The organism is Variovorax palleresanus (genome assembly GCF_051144945.1).
Lineage (GTDB): Bacteria > Pseudomonadota > Gammaproteobacteria > Burkholderiales > Burkholderiaceae_C > Variovorax > Variovorax paradoxus_S.
Map to the genome: position 1 here is coordinate 2878654 of NZ_JBJNVP010000002.1, position 14132 is coordinate 2892785.

The 14132-nt window shown below is 68.2% G+C and carries 14 protein-coding genes; 7 read left to right on the forward strand and 7 right to left on the reverse strand.

Annotated elements, in window-relative coordinates:
• Positions 1-82: 82 nt before the first annotated feature.
• The 4 genes from ACJ7Z0_RS17480 (at position 83) to ACJ7Z0_RS17495 (ending at position 4522) form a co-directional block, all read left to right on the forward strand.
• On the forward strand, positions 83-1585 hold the full coding sequence (locus ACJ7Z0_RS17480; RefSeq protein ID WP_434790835.1) for an FAD-linked oxidase C-terminal domain-containing protein: 1503 nt from the start codon (positions 83-85) through the stop codon (positions 1583-1585).
• A gap of 12 nt (positions 1586-1597) precedes the next feature.
• Positions 1598-2722, forward strand: coding sequence for a glycolate oxidase subunit GlcE (gene glcE, locus ACJ7Z0_RS17485; RefSeq protein WP_434790836.1), 1125 nt, complete (start codon positions 1598-1600; stop codon positions 2720-2722).
• A gap of 31 nt (positions 2723-2753) precedes the next feature.
• Positions 2754-4001, forward strand: coding sequence for a glycolate oxidase subunit GlcF (glcF, locus tag ACJ7Z0_RS17490; protein WP_434790837.1), 1248 nt, complete (start codon positions 2754-2756; stop codon positions 3999-4001).
• An 89-nt stretch (positions 4002-4090) separates the two neighbouring features.
• On the forward strand, positions 4091-4522 hold the full coding sequence (locus tag ACJ7Z0_RS17495) for a carboxypeptidase regulatory-like domain-containing protein (protein ID WP_434790838.1): 432 nt from the start codon (positions 4091-4093) through the stop codon (positions 4520-4522).
• Between the two features lie 9 nt (positions 4523-4531).
• On the opposite strand, the gene ACJ7Z0_RS17500 is transcribed toward ACJ7Z0_RS17495, so the two are convergent.
• The 3 genes from ACJ7Z0_RS17500 to lplT form a co-directional block, all read right to left on the reverse strand.
• On the reverse strand, positions 4532-5020 hold the full coding sequence (locus ACJ7Z0_RS17500; protein ID WP_434790839.1) for a glutathione peroxidase: 489 nt from the start codon (positions 5018-5020) through the stop codon (positions 4532-4534).
• Positions 5021-5029: 9 nt separating this feature from the next.
• A complete protein-coding gene (locus tag ACJ7Z0_RS17505; RefSeq protein WP_434790840.1) occupies positions 5030-5920 on the reverse strand; it encodes a DMT family transporter in 891 nt (296 codons plus the stop codon).
• A gap of 112 nt (positions 5921-6032) precedes the next feature.
• Positions 6033-7337 carry a lysophospholipid transporter LplT gene (lplT, locus tag ACJ7Z0_RS17510; RefSeq protein ID WP_431125794.1) on the reverse strand — a complete coding sequence of 435 codons (1305 nt, stop codon included), beginning with the start codon at positions 7335-7337 and terminating at the stop codon, positions 6033-6035.
• Positions 7338-7507: 170 nt separating this feature from the next.
• On the opposite strand from lplT, the gene alr reads away from it, so the two are divergent.
• Together alr and ACJ7Z0_RS17520 are read left to right on the forward strand one after the other, a co-directional pair.
• Entirely contained in the window at positions 7508-8608 is a 1101-nt protein-coding gene (alr, locus tag ACJ7Z0_RS17515) for an alanine racemase (RefSeq protein WP_434790841.1), read from the forward strand.
• Positions 8605-9342, forward strand: a complete 738-nt coding sequence (locus tag ACJ7Z0_RS17520) for a hypothetical protein (protein WP_434790842.1) — start codon at positions 8605-8607, stop codon at positions 9340-9342. Before alr ends, ACJ7Z0_RS17520 begins: the two co-directional genes overlap by 4 nt.
• On the opposite strand, the gene ACJ7Z0_RS17525 is transcribed toward ACJ7Z0_RS17520, so the two are convergent.
• Positions 9296-10276, reverse strand: a complete 981-nt coding sequence (locus ACJ7Z0_RS17525; protein WP_434790843.1) for a LysR family transcriptional regulator — start codon at positions 10274-10276, stop codon at positions 9296-9298. The genes ACJ7Z0_RS17520 and ACJ7Z0_RS17525 overlap by 47 nt on opposite strands.
• A gap of 94 nt (positions 10277-10370) precedes the next feature.
• Here ACJ7Z0_RS17525 and ACJ7Z0_RS17530 point away from each other — a divergent pair, with 94 nt between their 5' ends.
• Positions 10371-11309 carry a DMT family transporter gene (locus tag ACJ7Z0_RS17530; RefSeq protein ID WP_434790844.1) on the forward strand — a complete coding sequence of 313 codons (939 nt, stop codon included), beginning with the start codon at positions 10371-10373 and terminating at the stop codon, positions 11307-11309.
• 21 nt (positions 11310-11330) lie between these two features.
• On the opposite strand, the gene ACJ7Z0_RS17535 is transcribed toward ACJ7Z0_RS17530, so the two are convergent.
• The 3 genes from ACJ7Z0_RS17535 to ACJ7Z0_RS17545 are packed head-to-tail and all read right to left on the reverse strand — an operon-like array spanning position 11331 to position 14124.
• Entirely contained in the window at positions 11331-12308 is a 978-nt protein-coding gene (locus tag ACJ7Z0_RS17535) for a 2-dehydropantoate 2-reductase (RefSeq protein ID WP_434790845.1), read from the reverse strand.
• A gap of 13 nt (positions 12309-12321) precedes the next feature.
• Entirely contained in the window at positions 12322-13116 is a 795-nt protein-coding gene (locus ACJ7Z0_RS17540) for a class II aldolase/adducin family protein (RefSeq protein ID WP_434790846.1), read from the reverse strand.
• 18 nt (positions 13117-13134) lie between these two features.
• Positions 13135-14124: a Bug family tripartite tricarboxylate transporter substrate binding protein gene (locus ACJ7Z0_RS17545; RefSeq protein ID WP_434790847.1), complete on the reverse strand. Its 990-nt coding sequence runs from the start codon at positions 14122-14124 to the stop codon at positions 13135-13137.
• Positions 14125-14132: the final 8 nt, after the last annotated feature.

Here is a 14132-nt window from a genome sequence, read left to right on the forward strand (position 1 = left end):
CTCTCAAGCCCGACGCGAAAAAGCTTCAACCCGGCGCCGTCGCATTTGCGTAGAGTGCGAAGCACCACGAGACATACAACACATGAACGCGCCGCTCACCGCCGTCCAGCACGACTCGCCGCAGAAAAGCGATCGCCAGTCGCAGATCGTGCGCGCCCTGCAGGCCCACCTGCCGGCGCATGCGCTCATCTGGCATGCCGAGGACACCACGCCCTATGAATGCGACGGCCTCACCGCCTACCGGCAGCGGCCGCTGGTGGTGGCGCTGCCCGAAACCGAGGCCCAGGTGGCGGCGGTGCTCAAGACCTGCCACGGGCTCGGCGTGCCCGTGGTGGCGCGCGGCGCGGGCACCGGGCTCTCGGGCGGCGCGATGCCGCACGCGCTGGGCGTGACGCTCTCGCTCGCCAAGTTCAACCGCATCTTGAAGATCGACCCCGTGGGCCGCACGGCCGTTGTGCAGTGCGGCGTGCGCAACCTCGCCATCAGCGAAGCGGCCGCGCCCTTCAACCTCTACTACGCACCCGATCCGTCGAGCCAGATCGCCTGCACCATCGGCGGCAACGTGGCCGAGAACTCGGGCGGCGTGCACTGCCTCAAGTACGGCCTCACGCTGCACAACGTGCTGCGCGTGCGCGGCTTCACAGCCGAGGGCGAGCCCGTCGAATTCGGCGGCGAGGCGCTCGACGCCCCGGGGCTCGACCTGCTCGCGCTGGTCATCGGCAGCGAAGGCATGCTGGCCGTGACCACCGAGGTCACCGTCAAGCTCGTGCCCAAGCCGCAGCTCGCGCGCTGCATCATGGCCAGCTTCGACGACGTGCGCAAAGCCGGCGACGCGGTGGCCGCGGTGATTGCGGCCGGCATCATCCCGGCGGGCCTGGAGATGATGGACAAGCCCATGACCGCCGCGGTCGAAGACTTCGTGCGCGCTGGCTACGACCTCGATGCGGCCGCGATCCTGCTGTGCGAATCCGACGGCACGGCCGAAGAAGTCGAAGAAGAAATCGGCCGCATGACTGCCGTGCTGCGCTCCTCCGGCGCCACCGCCATTGCGGTGAGCACCAGCGAAGACGAGCGCATGAAGTTCTGGAGCGGCCGCAAGAACGCCTTTCCGGCATCGGGCCGCATCAGCCCCGACTACATGTGCCTGGACTCCACCATTCCGCGCAAGCGCCTGGCCGACATCCTGCTGGCCATCCAGGAGATGGAAAAAAAATACAAGCTGCGCTGCTGCAACGTGTTCCATGCCGGTGACGGCAACCTGCACCCGCTGGTGCTGTTCGATGCCAACGACCCCGACGAGCTGCATCGCTGCGAGCTCTTCGGCGCCGACATTCTGGAGACCAGCGTGGCCATGGGCGGCACCGTGTCGGGCGAGCACGGCGTGGGCGTGGAAAAGCTCAACAGCATGTGCGTGCAGTTCACCGCGGCCGAGAACGAGCAGATGTTCGGCGTCAAGCGCGCCTTCGATCCGGCCGGGCTGCTGAACCCCGGCAAGGCGATTCCCACGCTGCAGCGCTGCGCCGAATACGGCAAGCAGGTGGTGCGCGGCGGCAGGCTGCCGCACCCCGATCTGCCGCGCTTCTGAGCAAAAAAAGACATGGAACCCGCACTCAGCCAGATCGTCGAGCGCATTCGCGCCGCGGCCGCCGATGCCACGGCGCTTCGCATCCGCGGCGGCGGCACCAAGGATTTTTACGGCGAGCCGCCGCAGGGCGAGGCTTTGAGCACTGCCGGGCTCACCGGCATCACGAGCTATGAACCGAGCGAACTGGTCATCACCGCGCGTGCCGGCACGCCGCTCGCCGAACTCGAGGCCGCACTGGCCGGGAAAGGGCAATGCCTGTCTTTCGAGCCGCCGCATTTCGGCGCGGCTGGTGGCGCAGGCACCGTGGGCGGCATGGTGGCGGCCGGTCTCAGCGGCCCCGCGCGCGCCAGCGTGGGCGCGGTGCGCGACTACGTGCTGGGCGCCACGCTGGTCAACGGCCGCGGCGAGGTGCTCGGCTTCGGCGGCCAGGTGATGAAGAACGTGGCGGGCTACGACGTCTCGCGCGTGCTCGCGGGCTCGCTCGGCACGCTGGGCGTGATTGCCGAAGTGAGTCTCAAGGTGCTCCCCGTTGCGCCCGCCGAGGCCACGCTGGCCTTTTCCTGCAGCCAGGCCGATGCGCTGCGCCTGCTCAACGAGTGGGGCGGCCGGCCGTTGCCATTGAATGCGAGCTGCTGGTTCGAGGATGCGCGCAGCGGCACGTTGTGGCTGCGCCTGCGTGGCGCCGCCGCGGCGGTGGAAGCCGCCTGCGCGCAACTGGGCGGCGAGCGCGTGGACAACGCCGCCGCCGCTGCCGGGTGGCAATCGCTGCGCGACCAGCAGCATCCCTGGTTCACTGCCGATGACGCAGGCGCCGCGCTCTGGCGCCTGTCGGTGCCGCAGACCGCGCCAGTGCTCGCCCTGGGCAATGGCGGCGCGCCCCTGATCGAATGGCACGGCGGACAGCGCTGGTACAAGGCCCCGCCCGAACAGGCTTCGCTCATCCGCGAAGCGGCGCATGCGGCAGGTGGGCATGCGACGCTGTTCAGGATGCCCCCTGCTTCCGTCGCGGCAGCTAGCGCCGGCGCCCGGCGCTTCGACGCCTTGAGCGCCCCCATCGCGCGCATCCACCATGCCCTGATGCGTGAGTTCGATCCCCACGGCCTCTTCGACCGCGCCCGGCTTCTCGCGGACGCCTGAGCCCCAGCGACTCGACACCTCATTTCTCGCCATGCAAACCGAGCTCGCCCCCGAATTCCGCGACACCGACGACGGCCGCGAGGCCGAAGCCATCCTGCGCAAGTGCGTGCACTGCGGCTTCTGCACCGCCACCTGTCCCACCTACCAGCTGCTCGGCGACGAGCTCGATGGGCCGCGTGGCCGCATCTACCTGATCAAGCAGGTGCTCGAAGGCAAGGCGCCGACGCGCAGCACCCAGCTGCACCTGGACCGCTGCCTGACCTGCCGCAACTGCGAAAGCACCTGCCCGAGCGGCGTGCAGTACGGGCACCTGGTCGACATCGGCCGCAAGATCGTCGACGAGAAAGTGCCGCGCCCGGCCATGGAATCGGCCACCCGCTGGTTGCTGAAGGAAGGGCTGCCGTCGCCGCTCTTCGGCCCCGCGATGGCGCTCGGCCAATCGGTGCGCGGGCTGTTGCCCGAGGCGCTCAAGGCCAAGGTGCCCGCGAAGCAGGAGGCCGGCGCCTGGCCCACCGCCACACATGCGCGCAAGGTGCTGATGCTCGCGGGCTGCGTGCAGCCGTCGATGATGCCCAACATCAACAGCGCGACCGCGCGCGTGCTCGATGCGGCAGGCATCCAGACGGTGATCGCGAAGGAGGCCGGCTGCTGCGGCGCCGTGAAGTTCCACCTCAACGACCAGGAGGGCGGCAAGGCGCAGATGCGCGCCAACATCGACGCCTGGTGGCCGGAGGTCGAGCGCGGCCCGGAAGGCGGCGGCGTCGAAGCCATCGTGATGAACGCCTCGGGCTGCGGCGTCACGGTGCGCGAGTACGGCCACATCCTCCGGCACGACCCGGCCTACGCCGCCAAGGCGGCGCGCATCAGCGAGATGACGCGCGATTTGAGCGAACTGCTGCCCGACCTCGTTCCTGCGCTGAAGGCTCGCGTGCGTGCGCCGGCCGGCGTGGTGGCCTACCATCCGCCGTGCACGCTGCAGCACGGCCAGAAGCTGCGCGGCGGGGTCGAGACGCATCTGCGCGCGCTGGGCTTCGACGTGCGCGTGGCCATGAACGAATCGCACCTGTGCTGCGGCTCGGCCGGCACCTACTCGGTGTTGCAGCCCGAACTGGCCTACCCGCTGCGCGACCGCAAGCTCGGGCATCTGAAGCAACTGCAGCCGAGCGTCATCGCTTCGGCCAACATCGGCTGCATCACGCATCTGCAAAGCGGCAGCCAGGAGACGCCTGTGCGCCACTGGGTCGAATTGCTGGACGCTGCGCTGCTGGCGACGGCCTGATCGCACACCGAAGAGCGCCCTGGTCCGACTCGCGCGGGGGCCGCTCGCACGGCATCATGGCTGCACCGTTTTTCCCAGGAGTCAGCCCCATGTCTTCCGTTCAAGCTTTCATCGTTTCGAAGAACTTGCGGCGTGCCTTGCTGGCCTGCGCCTGCGCGGCCGGCGCCTTCGGGGCACAGGCACAGTCGGCCATGCCGCAGTGGAAGGGCGAGGGTGCGGTGCGCTATGTCTGCGGCGGTATCGGCTCGGACGAATCGAACGCCATTCGCGCCGCCATGAAGGACCATCCGCTGGCACTGCTTTTCGCGCGCGCCGACGGCGCCTATCTGGCGGACGTGCAGGTCGACATCAAGGGTGCCGACGGTGCGCCTTCATTGACCTGGCGCGCCAGCGGGCCGGTCTGCCTGGTCGACATTCCGGCCGGCCGCTACACCATCAGCGCCACCACGACCGGCGGCGACGCCAAGAGCCAATCGGTGACGGTGGGCGGCGGCTCCAAGACCGCCAGCTTCCGCTTCTGAGCGAGCGTCTCAGCCGGCCGCCAGCGCGGCCTCGATGTCCCGCGTGAGCGAGGCGGGCGTGTCGAGCGGCGCATAGCGCCGGAGCACCTGCCCGTCGCGCCCGACCAGGAACTTGGTGAAGTTCCACTTGATGGCGGTGCTGCCCAGGAGCCCGGGCTTCTCCTTGGTGAGCCACTGGTAGAGCGGCGTGGCATTGCTGCCGTTGACGTCGATCTTTTCCATCATCGGAAAACTCACGCCGTAGTTGGTGGTGCAGAAGGCGCCGATTTCCTCGTTGGTGCCCGGGTCCTGCGAGCCGAACTGGTTCGACGGAAAGCCCAGCACCACGAGCCCCTTGTCGGCGTACTTTTCGTGCAGTTCCTCGAGCCCCGCGAACTGCGGCGTGAAGCCGCATTGGCTGGCCGTGTTGACGATCAGCAGCACCTTGCCCTTGAAGGCGGAAAGCTTCACGTTCTTGCCGTCGATACGGTTGGCTTCGAAGTCGTAGATGCTGGCCATGGAAGTACCTCAAGTGGGAGACGAAAGGCGATCATCGCCCTCTGCCGGCGTTCGCGCAAACGCCGACCACACGGCCGCCAGCACGATCAGTGCGCCGCCGGCCAGGATGCGCGGATCCATCTGGGCCGCGCCGAGCGCCACGGAAGAGACGCTGGCGAACAGCACCTCCGACAGCATGATCACCGCCGTGGCGCTGGCCGCCAGCCGGGCCGCGCCGTATTGCAGGCAGACATTGGCCACCACGAAGCCGACGCCCAGCAAGGCGGCCCACGCGATCCAGCCCGGCGTGGCCGACAGGGGCGAGGCGAAGGCACCGAGCAGGGTGCCGCTCGCCGCGGCGATGCCCGCCACCAGCGCGCAGCCGCAGAACATCGCCAGCGCACGCGATTCGCCGGGCGCGCCGTGCAAGTGGCGCAGCAGGATGTTGGTCACGGCAAAGCTGAAGCCGGCCGCCACGCCCAGCCAGTCCGGCAGGCTCGAAGGCACCGGCCAGTCGACACCCGGCGCCTTCAGCACCACGACCACGCCGGTGAGCGCCAGCGCCACCCGCGCGAGCGCACCCGCCGTGGGCCGCTCGCCCAGCACCGCCCAGCCCAGCAGCACGCTCCACAGCGGCATCAGGTAGAACAGCAGCACCACGCGCACCACGTCGCCCTGCGTCACGGCCCAGTTGAAACCGAGGTTGGTGAAACCCGCCGCCAGGCCCAGCGCCACCAGCATCGGAAACGCCGCGAAGCCGCGCCAGGCATGCCGGCGAAAGAACCCCATCACGAGCGAGATCGCCACGTAGATCAGGCAAGTGGTCCACACGGGATGCAGCCCGTGGCTTTCGATGTGCCGGAACGGGAACCAGGAAACGCCCCAGACAAAGGCATTAAAAATCAGTGCTAAAGCAGGCATGGGAGGCGGACTTTTCGTGGAACACCGTGGAACCGGCTTTGCCGGGCCACCGGTGTTGCCCCCGGTGAGGGGGTGGGCGAAGCGACACGAAGTGCGCGCAGCCTGGGGGAGGTCAATGATGCTTGTCGCTACGGGCGATGGCGAGCAGGTGCTCGACTTCTTCGGGGTACTTGCGCAGGTTGTGATGATGCCAGCGCTGGATGAGCCACATGCAGCCGGCCACCACGCCGCCGAAGGCGCCGATGGCCGTGAAGGCCGACAGGCCCAGGCCGGTGCAGGCGCTGTAGAAGCCGCCGAGCAGCAGGATGCAGGCCTGCTCGTTGAAGTTCTGCACGGCAATCGAGCGGCCCGCGCCCATCAGGTTGTGGCCGCGGTGCTGCAGCAGCGCGTTCATCGGCACCACCAGGAAGCCGCCCAGCCCGCCCAGAAGGATGAGGAAGGGCACGGCGATCCAGACATTGCTGATCAGGTTCATGCTGATCACCAGCAGGCCCATGCCGATGCCCATGGGGATCACGCGCGTGGCCATGTCCAGCCGCATGCGCATCGAGGCGACGATGGCGCCCACCGCCATGCCGATGGTGACCACGCCGGTGAGCGCCGTGGCCTGCGTGGTGTTGTAGTTGAGCGCGAGCGCGGCCCAGGCCAGCACGATGTACTTGAGATTGGCGCCCGCGCCCCAGAAAAGCGTGGTGGTGGACAGCGAGATCTGGCCCAGCTTGTCGCGCCACAGGCGCGCGTTGCAGTGCCAGAAATCGGGCAGCAGCGAGAGCATGTTGCGCCCCAGGCCGTGCGCCGGATCGGCCCGCAGCGGCCGCATCTCGACGCCGGTGTGCGGAATGCGCGTGTTGAACCAGGCCGCCAGTGCATAGACGAAGATCAGCACCGAGATGGCCGCCTCGGCCGGCGAATCGACCCCGGTGTTGATCAGCGGCAGGTCGATGGACAGCAGCTGGGTCGAGACCGCATGGCCCACCAGCGAACCGCCGAGCACGATGCCCAGGAGAATCGAAGCGATCGTCAGGCCTTCGATCCAGCCGTTGGCTTTTACCAACTGCGAAGCCGGCAGCAGCTCGGTCAGGATGCCGTACTTGGCGGGCGAATAGGCCGCGGCGCCAAGCCCCACGATCGAATAGGCCAGAAGCGGATGCGAGCCAAACAGCATCATCAGGCAGCCGACAACCTTGATCGCGTTGCTGATGAACATCACCCGCCCCTTGGGCAAGGCGTCTGCGAACGCGCCCACCAGCGGCGCCAGCACCACGTAGAAGACAGCGAAGATCGGCACCAGCGCCGCGCGCTGCCATTCGGCCGCTCCCGTGCTTCGCATGAGCTCGACAGCCACGACGAAGATCGCGTTGTCGGCCAGCGACGAAAAGAACTGGGCCGACATGATCGTGTAGAAACCGCGCTTCATCGATGGGCTGGCTGGCCAGGAAGGTTGCTGGCAGTAGTGAGAAAGTGTTGCGACGTTTGGCGAATGGGCGGTTATAGCATGGGGGTACGACGGCGAAATCAGCGTTGCCAACCTGGACAGCCCTGCTTGCGAAGATGCTAAAACCCCGTCTTCACCATCCGACATTTGCCATGCCGCGTCCCATTCTCGCCACTGTTCACACCGCAGCGCTTCGCCACAACCTCGATCGGGCACGCCGCGCCGCGCTCGATGCCCGCGTCTGGGCCGTGGTCAAGGCCAATGCCTACGGCCATGGCATCGAGCGCGTCTACGAGGGCCTGCGCGGTGCCGACGGCTTTGCCCTGCTCGACCTGGCCGAGGCCGAACGGGTGCGCGCACTTGGCTGGCGCGGCCCGGTGCTGCTGCTCGAGGGCGTGTTCGATGCGCGCGACCTGGAGCTGTGCTCGCGGCTGGACCTGTGGCACACCGTGCACTGCGACGAGCAGATCGACATGCTCGCGGCCCACAAGACGCTCAAGCCGCAGCGCGTGTTCCTCAAGATGAACTCCGGCATGAACCGCCTGGGCTTCGCGCCCGAGCGCTTCGGTTCCGCCTGGACGCGCCTGAACGCACTGCCGCAAGTCGACGAGATTTCGCTGATGACGCATTTCAGCGACGCCGACGGCGCGCGCGGCATCGCACACCAGCTGGCGGTGTTCGAGCGCGTCACGCACGACCTGCCGGGCGAGCGCTCCATTGCCAACAGCGCCGCCACCCTCCGCCACGCCGAACAGACCCGGGGCGACTGGGTGCGCCCCGGCATCCTGCTGTATGGCAGCGCGCCCGACTTTCCTCAGCACGACAGCGCGCACTGGCAGCTGCAGCCCACCATGACGCTGTCGACCAAATTGATCGGCGTGCAGACGCTCCAGGCCGGCGACACCATCGGCTACGGCTCCAACTTCACGGCCGACGGGCCGCTTTCCATCGGCGTGGCCGCGGTCGGCTATGCCGACGGCTATCCGCGCCACTGCAACACCGGCACACCGGTGCTGGTGAACGGCGTTCGCACCCGCATGCTGGGCCGCGTGAGCATGGACATGGTCACCGTCGACCTCACGCCCGTGCCCGACGCGAAGTTCGGCGCCGAGGTCACGCTGTGGGGCCGCTCGGCCGTGACCGGCGCGGTGCTGCCCATCGACGAGGTCGCGCAGGCGGCCGGCACCATCGGCTACGAACTCATGTGCGCGGTGGCGCCGCGCGTGCCCTTCGCTCCCGCCGACCACGAATGAAGGTGCTCTCCAACTGGCGCTCGGTGCGCCTGTGGGAGACGCAGCTCGAGCGCGACCTGCACCGCAACTACAGCCTGCGCACGCATGGCATCCTCATCGGCAGCTTCACGCTGCTGCTGATGTGGGGTGCCTCTGCATTGCAGATGCATGTGCTCGACGTGCAGTCGCTGGCGGTGCGCTATTTCCTCACGCTGGGCGTGGGATACCTCGGCTACCTGCTGGTGCTGCGCTGGTGGGCCAGGCGTCTGGTCGAGAACCGGTCCGACTTCAACGTCGACGGGGGCGACATCGCCGATGCGGCTGACTTCGCGCTCGATGCGGGCGGCAGCAGCCCGGCAAGCAGCGCCGAGGGAAGCGCGCTGTCCGACGCCGCCAGCGGCGCACTCGACATCGCGGGCGGCGCCGACGAAGGCGCGGTCATCGTGGTGCCGGTGGTTGCCATCTTCCTGATCTGCACCGCCATCGTGCTCGGCGCCGGCTCGCTCGTGCTGCTTTACTTCAGCTGGGACGCGCTGCTGGCCGTGGCCGTCGAAGTGGCGTTCTCGTACGTGTCGGCCCGCGCCGCGGTGCGCGTGGCGCGCGAGGGCTGGCTGATGGCCGCCGTGCGGCTGACCTGGAAGCCGCTGCTCGGCGCGGTGGTCTGCGCCGTGGCTCTGGGCGCCGCGCTCGACCACTTCATGCCCCAGGTCAACTCCTTGCCCGAGGCCGTGCGGGCCCTGCTGAAGAAGCACTGAGCTTCTTCCGGCCGCCGTCCTGGGCAGCCAGCGCATCCAGCAGATGGTCGATCAGCACCCGGCACTTGGGCACGGTGAAGCGGCTGGGCGGATAGAGGATGTAGGCGTGCCCGCGGTAGTTGCCCTGGAACTCCCAGCCGGCCAGCACCCGCACGACGCGGCCGTCCTCCAAGGCCTCCTGTGCCATGAAGGCCGGCACGCAGGCCACGCCCAGTCCCGCGAGCGCGGCTTCGAGCCGCACCTCGCTGTGGTTGGAGACATAGCGGCCCCGCACCACCACCTCGGCTTCGTCTTCGTCGCCCTTCCTGAAGCGCCAATGGTTGTCGCGCTCGTGCTCGCCGAGCGAGAGGCAGCTGTGCGCGAGCAGGTCGCGCGGGTGTTCGATGGCGTTGCCCTCTGCCAGGTAGCGCGGCGAGGCGCACAGGATGTGCGCGACCGGCATCAGCTGCCGTGCCACCAGCCCTTCGGGTGGCTTCGTCGTCAACCGCACCACCAGGTCCACGCCTTCGCGGATTGGATCGATGTCGCGGTCGTCCACGATGAGCTGCACGTCGACCTCGGGATGGCGCTGCAGGAAGTCGAGGATGTGCGGATGCAGCACGCGCCGCGCGAAGGCCTTCGGCGCGCTGACGCGCACCAGCCCGCTCGGCTTCTTCGAGAACTGCTGCGCAATGTCCATCGTGCCTTGCGCCGCCAGCACCAGTTCGCGGCACCGCGCGAAGGCCTCGACGCCGGGCTCGGTCAGCCGCAGCTGGCGCGTGGTGCGCTGGATCAGCTGCACGCCGATTTCCTTTTCCAGGCGCTTCACCTGCCGGCTCGCGGCAGAGGGCGTCATGCCCAGCAGATCAGCCGCCGCGGAGAAGCTGCCCAGCTCGGCGACCCGCAGGAAGGTCACCATCTCCGGCAGCACTTTGAGAAATGAATTCGTTCCCACGGCGCAAGGGTCCTGTTCCGGCCGAAGGCTGTTCGGCCCGTGTGATGCCCGGAACAATTCTTTCTTTAGTTGTTCAGGACGGTGGGCCGACAGTATGGATTCAAAGCAGGTGTGCGGCATCGCCCCGGTCGCGTGGGGCGAGAGAAAGTGGGCCGGCATCGGCGCCGCCGAGATCATGCTGCTGCTCGTGGCGGCCGTGTGGGGTGGCAGCTATGCGGTGGCCAAGCAGGCCACGCAGCAGCTGCCCGTGCTGGAGTTCATCGCGCTGCGCTTCGGGTTGACCTTCGTCGTGCTGCTGCCGGCGCTCAAGCCGCTCTTCAACGTGCAATGGCGGCAAGGCGTTGCGGTGGGCGGTCTGCTCGGCGCCAACCTGCTGGCGATCTTCGTCTGCGAGACGTTCGGCGTGTCGCTCACCACGGCGAGCAACGCCGCGTTCCTGATCAGCCTGTGCGTGGCGCTCACGCCTTTGGTCGAATGGTGGCTGCTCGGGCAGCGGCCGGAACAGCGCGTGTTCTGGGCAGCGGGCCTGTCGGCGGCAGGCGCCGCAATGCTGTCGGCCACCTCGCCCGCGGACATCTCGGTGGGGTGGGGCGACGGCCTGATGGTGATCGCCGCTTTCCTGCGCGCCGTGATGGTCTGCATGACGCGACGGCTCGCCGGCCGCCATTCGATGCCAGCGCTGACGCTGACGGCAGTGCAGTCGGGCGTGATGGCGCTCGGCGCGGCGGTGCTGTCGCTCGCCGTGTCGAAGGGCGCGTGGCACGTACCGCCTGCCACGGCCTCCTTCTGGTGGGGCATGGCCTACCTCGTGCTGCTGTGCACGGTCTTCGCGTTCTTCGCGCAGAACCATGCGGCCTCGCGTTCGAGCCCGAGCCGGGTGTCGCTGCTGATGGGGAGCGAGCCGGTGTTCGGGGCATTGATCGCGGTGTATGGGTTCGGGGAGACGGTCGGGGCCTGGGGCTGGATCGGCGGGTTGCTGATCGTGGTGGCGGCCTGGTGGGTGACGATGCCGCGAAAACCTGTGATGGGTTGAGGTTGGACGTGAAGCGCCCAATCAATACAGGCCAAGCTGCCGCAGCTTCAAGCGGGCAAGGCCCAGCAGCGCGTCGGTGAACGGCGTGGCCACCCCGGTCAGCTCGCCCAGCTCGCGCACCACGGTCACCAGCGCATCGAGCTCCACCGATCGCCCGGCTTCCACGTCCTGCAGCATCGAGGTCTTGAACGCGCCGAGCTTCATCGTCACCGCATGCCGGTCTTCCGGGCTCTGCGTGATCTCGATGCCGATGCGCCGTCCGATGTCCTTCGCCTCCAGCATCACGGCCGAGATGAAGCCGCGCACGTAGTCGTCGCCCATGATCAGGTCGGTGGTGGCGCCGGTCAGCGCGCTGATCGGGTTCACCGTCATGTTGCCCCAGAGCTTGAACCACACGTCCTTCTGGATCTGCGGCGACAGCGTGGTGTCGAAGCCGGCGCTCTTGAGCAGCTCGACGAGCTTTTGCACACGCGGCGTGGCCTCGCCTGAAGGCTCGCCCACGATCAGCCCGTTGCCGAAGTGATGCCGTATCACGCCGGGCCCGTCGAGCGAGCAGCTGGCGTGCACCACGCAGCCGATCACGTTGCGGGTGGGAATGGCCCTGGCGATCGCGCCATCGGGGTCCACCGCCGCCAGCCGATGGCCGGTGATGGCGCCGCCGAAGCCGCCTTCGAGGAACCACCACGGCACGCCGTTCATTGCGACCAGCACGAGGGTGTCGGGCCCGATCAGCGGCCCGATGCGCTCGGCCACGCCGGCCAGCGCAGGCGCCTTCACGGCAATGACCACGAGGTCCTGCACGCCCAGCGACTCGGGCTCGGCCTGCGCGTTGACGGGCACGCGCGTGCGTACGTCGCCGCGCATGAGCGAAAGGCCATCGCGCTGCAGCGCGTCGAGCGTGGCGCCGCGCGCCACCACGTTGAGGCGTTCACCGGCCCGCGCAAGGCCGGCGCCGATCCAACCGCCGATGGCACCGGCGCCGTAGATGCAAATTTTCATGAAAGAGGCTGCCTCAGTTGCAATAACTCGGATCGATGCGGTCCACCTGGCGCACCAGGGCATCGAACACATCCTGCCCCGCGCCATGCTCGGGGCTGAACTGCAGCGCATCGCGCGTGCAGCGCTCTGCGATGTCCTCGCTCACCGGAATGGCCGCACCCATCGAGAAGGTCGCCATCTGGATCTCGCAGGCGCGTTGCAGCGTCCAGAGAATCGCGAAGGTCTGCGGCAGCGTCTGTCCCCAGGCCAGCAGGCCGTGGTTGCGCAGGATCACGGCGTTGCGGTTGCCGATGCTCCTGAGCAGGCGCGGGCCTTCGTCGGCATGGATGGTGATGCCCTCGAAGTCGTGGTACGCCACCATGCCGTGCAGCTGCGCGGTGTAGAAATTGGTCTGCTGCAGGCCGCCCTGCAGGCAGGCCACGGCCACGCCGGCCGTGGTGTGCGTGTGCATCACGCAGTGGGCACCGGGCAGGCCGTCGTGAATGGCCGCATGCACGGTGAAGCCGGCCGGGTTCACCGGATGGCTCGAACCGTCGAGCACCTTGCCCTGCAGGTCGATCTTCACCAGGTTGCTGGCCGTGACCTCGCTGTAGTGCAGCCCGAAAGGGTTGATGAGGAACTGCTTTGCTCCACCCGTCACGCTGTCGGGCAGCCGCAGCGTGATGTGGTTGTAGATCATCTCGGTCCAGCCGAGCATCGCGAACACGCGGTAGCAGGCCGCAAGCTGTTCGCGCGCGGCGCGCTCGTCCGGATGGATCGAGGGATGGACCAGCGCCGATGGCGGCACGGGAGTGGCGAGTGTGTTCATTGCAGTTCCTTCATACGGTTAGCCTTCAGCGGTGAAGCCGACTTCCTTGACGATCGGCGCCCACTTGGCGGTGTCTTTCTTCAGCAGCTCGGTCAGCTCCGCGGGCGTGGAAGACATGGCTTCCAGCCCGAAGGTGCCGAGCCCGTCGATCACGTCCTTCTGCGCGAGCGCGTTCTTCATCGCGGTGTTCAGCCGCGCGACCAGTTCCGGCGATGCCTTGGCGGGCAGGAAGAAGGCGAACCATTCGCTGTGCGCCATGTCGTGGATGCCCTGCTCGCCGAAGGTCGGCACGTCGGGTGCGAAGCGGCTGCGCTTGGCGCCCGAAACGCCCAGGATGCGCACCTTGCCCGAGGCCAGATGCTGCGTGATGTCGCCGATGGGGCCCGACACGGCCGAGATGTTGCCGCCCAGCAGGTCGAGCATGGCCGGCTGCGTGCCGCGGTAGGCCGCGTGCTTGAGTTCGGCGCCGCCCTTCTTGCCCAGCAGCGCGCCGATGAGGTGCGGCGTGGAGCCCGCGGCGGGCGAACCGAAGTTGGCGCCGGCCGGGTTGGCCTTGGCCCAGGCCAGGAACTCGGGCACCGTCTTCACGCTGGCCGGCACCGAGGGCCCGACCGCAAAGCCGAAGTCGAAGATGCACGCGATGCTGACCGGCGTGAGGTCGACCATCGGGTCGTACGGCAGCTTCTTGTAGATGTGCGGGTAGATCGTGAGGATCGAGGTCGGCGTCTGCAGGATGGTGGTGCCATCGGCGGGACGGCCTTTCACGTAGCTCACGGCAATCTGCCCGCCCGCGCCGGTGCGGTTTTCGACCACGGCGGATTTCGCGTACTCGGGGCTGAGCTTCTGCGCGATGCGCCGGCAGGTGGTGTCCGAGGTGCCGCCGGCGGCAAAGCCGGTGACGATGGTGGCGGTTTCGATGCTGGCTTGCGCAAAGGCGTGCTGGCCCAGGCTCGCGAGCAGCGCCGAGGCGCCGGTGGTCTGCAGCAACTGGCGGCGGGTGAAGGTCATGGTTTGTC